Source organism: Azonexus sp., from assembly GCF_030824335.1.
Classification (GTDB): domain Bacteria; phylum Pseudomonadota; class Gammaproteobacteria; order Burkholderiales; family Rhodocyclaceae; genus Azonexus.
In genome coordinates, this window is record NZ_JAVBXX010000010.1 from 196,241 (window position 1) to 202,331 (window position 6,091).

A 6,091-nucleotide genomic window follows, 5' to 3' on the forward strand; every position below is an offset into this window, starting at 1 on the left:
AGGTTTCCTCCCTTAAACGTTCAAGCCCGAGAAGCCCATGAAGGCCAGGGCCAGCAGACTGATGGTGATAAAGGCAATGGGCGCGCCGGCAAAGGCGGCCGGGACGCGAACCAGCGCGACCCGTTCGCGCAAGCCGGCAAAGATCAGCAGCACCAACGTAAAGCCGAGGGCCGAACCGAAGCCGTAAAGCAAACTCTTGAACAGGCTGAATTGCTGCTGCACGTTGAGCAGCGCGACACCGAGCACAGCGCAGTTGGTAGTAATCAGCGGCAGATAGATACCGAGCGACTGATACAGACCAGGGCTGGATTTCTTGATGAACATTTCGGTGAATTGAACCACCGAAGCAATCACCAGGATGAAGCTCAGGATGCGCAGGTAGCCCAGTCCGTAGGGTGCCAAAAGCCAGTTATCCAGCATCCAGGAGGCGCCAGCCGCCAAGGTGATGACGAAGGTCGTGGCAAGGCCCATGCCCAGCGCGCTATCGACGCTCTTCGACACGCCCATGACGGGACACAGGCCGAGAAACTTGATCAGCACCACGTTATTGACCAGCGCGGTGGAGAGCAGCAGTAACAGGATTTCACTCATGTTGGAAACTCTGAAAGGAAGTCGATGGGCTTACTGCATAAGCCGTGCCACCCTCCGCCAACAGCCCAGATGCACCGCCAGCCATCGGTTTTGGACAAAACTCACCAAGATGGTGCATTTTTTTCACAAACCATGTCGCAAAGACGACAGCGCGTTTGTCGATTTACTGTCGAAACACCGACAAACAATGGCTTTCTCCGAACCAGATCAACGCGGCATGAAATCTGCTTTATTTACTGCCAATGCCCTTCCGTGGCCTATTTCCGGAGTCTGCTCATGTCGGCCCAGCCCCTCGCCCATTCCACTGCACCAATCGAATTGGCCACCATTTTGCCGCCCGAGGTTTATCAACAGGCGGTCAACCAGGCCGAACTGGCCATTTCGATTACCGACCCGAAGGCCCGCATTCTTTATGCCAACGAATGCTTCCTCCGCGTCACCGGCTACCAACTGGCTGATATCGTCGGCCAGAACCAGTCGCTGCTCTCCAACCGCAGCACCCCGTCCACCGTGTATGGCGAAATGTGGACCGCCCTGAGCGCCCGCCGTCCCTGGTCGGGCAAGTTGCTCAACAAGAAGAAAAGCGGCGAGCTCTACCTGGCCGAACTGCTGGTCACGCCGGTACTCAATCCGGCGGGCGAATTGACCCACTACCTCGGCATGCACCGCGATGTCACCGAACTGCATCGCCTGGAAAAAACGGTACGCAACCAGAAACACCTGATCGAATCGGTGATCGACGCGGCACCGATGGCCTTCGCGCTGCTCGATCCGACCGGGCGCATCGTGCTCGACAATCAGGAATACAAGAAACTGGTTACCGACATGCAGGTGCGCGAACCGGCGCATCACCTGCTCGACCTGCTGCGACCGGGCTGGCGCGAAACGCTGCTCGGCGATGCCGAGCGCTGCGAATTCTCCAGTCGCGAAACGCGCATGGACCGCACGGCCGGCCGGGCCCGCTGGCTGTCGGTTTCGGCCTCCTGCATCGACATCCACAGCGACTGCGCCGACAGCTATTTCTGCGCTGGCGGCCAGCCCGGCCTGCTGCTGGTCATTTCCGACATCACCAATCTGCGCGAGGAACAGGAACGCGCCCGTGGCGCCGCGCTGAAAGCCTCGCTGGCCGAGGAGGAACGCACGGCGGCCATCCGCGAAGGCTTGTCGGCCGCCGTTTTCCGGCTGGAAGAACCGCTCAATGTGATGGCTTCGGCAATTTCCGTACTGCAACGCCGCGACCCGGCCAGTGCCGAAATGCTCAGGCATGCGCTGGAAAACAGCCGTGAACACGTCGAATCGCTGCGCCAGGTAATTCCGCAGAGTCCGCAGGAAATGGTGATCAGCGTCAATCTGAATGAAATCCTGCGCGATGTGCTGGAAATCTGCACGCCGCGTCTGCTCAATGCGGGTATTACGGTCGACTGGCAACCTTCACCGATTTTGCCGCCCTTGTACGGTCGACCGCTGCAATTGCGCATGCTGTTCAAGGCCTTGCTCGAAAATGCCATCGAGGCGATGAACGTCAAGGGCTGGTTGCGCCGCGAGCTGCAGATCAGCAGCCAGTTGGTCGACGATTGCATCCGCATCTCGCTGCTCGACAGCGGCCCCGGCATCCCGGAGGAATGGCGACACAAGGCTTTCGAGCCTTTCTTCACGGCCAAGAGCGGGGTTGGCAAACATATCGGCACCGGCCTGTCGCGGGCCCAACAGGTCGTTGCAGACCACGGCGGCATCATCGATCTGGATGAAAGCCCGTCCGGTGGCTGCGCTGCCATCGTCGAGTTCCGTATCGACGGCGACCCGATCTGAGCCTAACGAGAACAATATGCACGAACACCACACCATCCACTCGGGCGACGAATGCCCCCCGCCCGGCGGCTTCTGCCGAACCCACGAACTCAACATCCTGTTGCTGGCGGCGCTCTATGCGGTCAGCCGGGAACTCAGCCGTTCGCTGACCTTCAACGAATCGCTGCGCGAAGTGCTGCGCGTACTCGATGAAGAAGCCGGATTGGGCCGCGGCATGATCACCGTGGTCAACCCGGAAAGCGGTAACCTGACCGCCCACATCATTCACGCCGGCAGCATGCCGATGCCGAGCGAAATCGAATACCGCCCCGGCGAAGGCATCCTCGGCTTGATGCTGGAGCGTCCGCGCACCATCAAGCTGGCGCGCGTTTCCGATGAACCGCGCTTTCTCAACCGGCTCGGTCTGTACCAGCCGGAACTGCCGTTGATCACCGTACCGATCAAGGTCGGCGGCAACCTGCAAGGTGTCCTCACCGTCCAGCCGGAAGTACCGGACGACGGCCTGCTCGAAGAAAAAGCCCAGTTCGTCGAAATGGTAGCCAACCTGATCGGCCAGAACCTGCGCCTGGCGATGGACATCGCGCAGGAAAAATCCTCACTGGTCGAAGAACGCGACCTGCTACGCCGCACCGTCCGCCATCAGCACGGCTTCGACAGCATGGTTGGCCGCTCGGCCGTCATGCGCCGGGTTTTCGACCAGGCACGGATGGTCGCCAAGTGGAACACCACGGTGCTGATCCGCGGCGAAACCGGCACCGGCAAGGAACTGATCGCCAACGCCATCCACTACAACTCGCCTCGCGCGCGCAATATGCTGGTCAAGCTCAATTGCGCCGCGTTGCCGGAAAATCTGCTCGAATCCGAACTCTTCGGTCACGAACGCGGCGCCTTCACCGGCGCGGTGGAAGCGCGCAAGGGACGTTTCGAGCAAGCGCACGGCGGCACGCTGTTTCTCGACGAAATCGGCGAAGTCTCGGCGCCCTTTCAGGCCAAACTGCTGCGCGTGCTGCAGGAAGGCGAATTCGAGCGGGTCGGCGGCAGCAAGACGATCAAGGTCGATGTACGGATCATCGCGGCGACGCACCGCGATTTAGAGACAGCCGTCGAAATGGGCGACTTCCGCGAGGATCTGTTCTACCGCTTGAACGTCATGCCGCTGTTCCTGCCGCCGCTGCGCGAACGCATCGAAGACATTCCGGAAATCGCCCGCCATCTGCTGAGCAAGATCGGCGCTGACCAGAAACGCAAACTGACGCTCAGCGACATGGCGCAACGCCGCCTCGCCTCGCATGAGTGGCCGGGCAATGTGCGCGAACTGGAAAACTGCCTGGAACGGGCTGCCGTGCTGTCCGAAGACGGCAACATCGACGTCGACCTGATCCGTTTCCCCAGTGCCCGCGAACGCAGCTCGGCCCGCCCGCTGCGCACGGCAAATCCTGCGGTCAACAGCCCGGCGACACCGATTTCCGATGTCGACATCAACGACCCCGACCTCTCCGAACGCGAACGCGTCATCACCGCGCTCGAACAAGCCGGCTGGGTCCAGGCCAAGGCGGCCCGCATCCTCGGCATGACGCCACGCCAGATCGCTTATCGCATCCAGACGCTGAATATCGAAGTCAAGCAATTCTAACCACCAGCCGGGCAGCAACTCTCGTAACATCCGGCAGGCAAGATGGCGGATTTCAACGCAAATCCGCCATTGCAAACACAGGAATTCATCATGCAACGTTCACCCTTCATTACCAGCGCGGTCATTGAGGTCGTTTTTCTCAATATCCTGCTGTTCATCGCCGGGCTGATCGGCATGGCCACCCACGGCTGGCAACCGCTGGACTGGCTCTGGTTTCTCTGTCTGACGGCAATTGGCCTGGGCAGCGGGATGTTCTACCTGCACAAACTGCGCGTCGCCCTGACGCCGCTCAACCACATTTCCCGCGTTGCCGGCGAAATCGCCCAGGGCGTCATCGGCCAGCGCATTCCCGACACGCAGCGCAAGGATGAACTGGGTACGGTATGCCGTCACGTCAACGCCATGCTGGAACAGATGGAAAACTGTTTCACCAAGCAGCGCGAGGCCCTGCAGGCTGCCAGCGAAAACCGTTTCGCCGAACAGATCGACAGCACCGGCCTGCACGGCGTCTTCCGCCAGGCCGTGGAACAGGGCAACCAGTCGCTGGCCATCCTGATGCGCAACTATCATCATGAAATGCGCAACAACCTGCTCTCCCGGCTCGGCCAGTTGAATGCCGAAAACCTGCTGAAGAACATGCGCACCAGCCAGCGCGACATGCTCGGCATCGTTGCTGCAACCGACGAACTGGCCAAGCTGTCCACCGACAACGCCAGCGCCGCCCAGGAAAGCAGTACGGCCATCGTCGAAGTGGTCGGCGCGATGAACCGGCTGGTCGAAAAAATCGAAGCAACCGGCCACGCGATTACCGAATTCAACGCGCACCGTGCGGAAATCGCCCGCTCGGTCAGCCTGATCGCCACCATCGCCGATCAAACCAACCTGCTCGCCCTCAATGCCGCCATCGAAGCGGCCCGGGCCGGCGAGCACGGGCGCGGCTTTGCCGTCGTCGCCGACGAAGTACGCAAGCTGGCGGAAGATTCCAAGAATGCCTCGGCCGCCATTTCCAGCATCATGAACACACTGCAGGTCGACGCCGAGAACATGCTCGCCAATTCGGGCGAAATGCGCGACATCGCCTCGGTCTCTTGTTCGACCATCGGCGATTTCGATGCACGCTTTTCCGGTGTCGCCCATTCCTCGGTCAATGCACTGGCCCAGATCCGCTACGTGCACGACGTCAGCTTCGCTTCACTGGCCAAGATCGACCACTTCATCTACAAACAGAACGGCTACATGGCCGTCAACCGTGGCGGCGACTCGGAAAACGCACAAGCCGTTGCGGTTAACGAACTCAACTGCCGTCTGGGCAAATGGCTGACGCAGGAAGATACCGTCGCCGTCTTCGGCAAAGTCACCAGTTTCCGGCGCATTGCCGAACCGCACCAGCAAGTGCATCAGAACATGCATCAGGCAATGGACTTCATGGGCCAGGGCTGGGAAACGGATTACGCCATCCAGGAAATGCTCCACAGCGCCTTCGAGCGGGTGGAAAAAGGCAGCGATGGCGTGATCGACGCACTCGACAACATGGTCACGGAAAAACACGGCGTGCATTGAGGCCGGACGGCGGGAACCAAATCAGCCGGGACTCAAACAGTTTTCGGCTGTGGCCGGACAAACGCCTGTGGGATAATCCTGCCTGTCTTTTTGCAGAGCAGCATGGCATGGCCAAAGATTCACCCATTCAGTTCAAGGGCACGACCCTGAAGATCATCCAGACGCAGTTGCGCACGGCCGATGCCGCCGAGCTGCATACTGCCCTGGCCGACCTGACCGGCAATGCGCCGGATTTTTTCGAAGGCGAACTGTCGGTGCTGGACTTCAGCCAGGCCGAACTGCACGATATTACGGTCGACTGGCCGACCATCGTCAAATTGCTCCGCCAATCCGGCCTCAATCCGGTAGCTACGTGCGGACTGCCGAACGATCTGGCAACGCACGCTGCCATCGCCGGCCTGCCGATGGTGTCAGCCGACGATTTCAGCAACAAGTCACACAAAGTGACTGGCGCCCATCACGCCCCGGAGACCGCAGCCGACACCGGCACCGCGCAGC

4 protein-coding genes and 1 pseudogene are annotated in these 6,091 nt (G+C 60.4%); 4 read left to right on the top strand and 1 reads right to left on the bottom strand.

All coding sequences use genetic code 11. The features are described from left to right. Positions 1–12 precede the first annotated feature (12 nt). Positions 13–591, bottom strand: a complete 579-nt coding sequence (gene rsxA / locus RCI20_RS07515) for an electron transport complex subunit RsxA (RefSeq protein ID WP_306604007.1) — start codon at positions 589–591, stop codon at positions 13–15. Positions 592–867: 276 nt separating this feature from the next. Here rsxA and nifL point away from each other — a divergent pair, with 276 nt between their 5' ends. The 4 genes and pseudogenes from nifL to RCI20_RS07535 all read left to right on the top strand — a co-directional run. Then, a complete protein-coding gene (gene nifL, locus RCI20_RS07520; protein WP_306604009.1) occupies positions 868–2,400 on the top strand; it encodes a nitrogen fixation negative regulator NifL in 1,533 nt (510 codons plus the stop codon). A 16-nt stretch (positions 2,401–2,416) separates the two neighbouring features. Next, complete coding sequence (gene nifA, locus RCI20_RS07525) at positions 2,417–4,033, top strand: nif-specific transcriptional activator NifA (protein ID WP_306604011.1); 1,617 nt, start codon at positions 2,417–2,419, stop codon at positions 4,031–4,033. A 90-nt stretch (positions 4,034–4,123) separates the two neighbouring features. Next, complete coding sequence (locus tag RCI20_RS07530) at positions 4,124–5,593, top strand: methyl-accepting chemotaxis protein (protein WP_306604013.1); 1,470 nt, start codon at positions 4,124–4,126, stop codon at positions 5,591–5,593. Positions 5,594–5,700: 107 nt separating this feature from the next. Continuing rightward, positions 5,701–6,091, top strand: a pseudogene (locus RCI20_RS07535) (hypothetical protein); the annotation flags it as partial.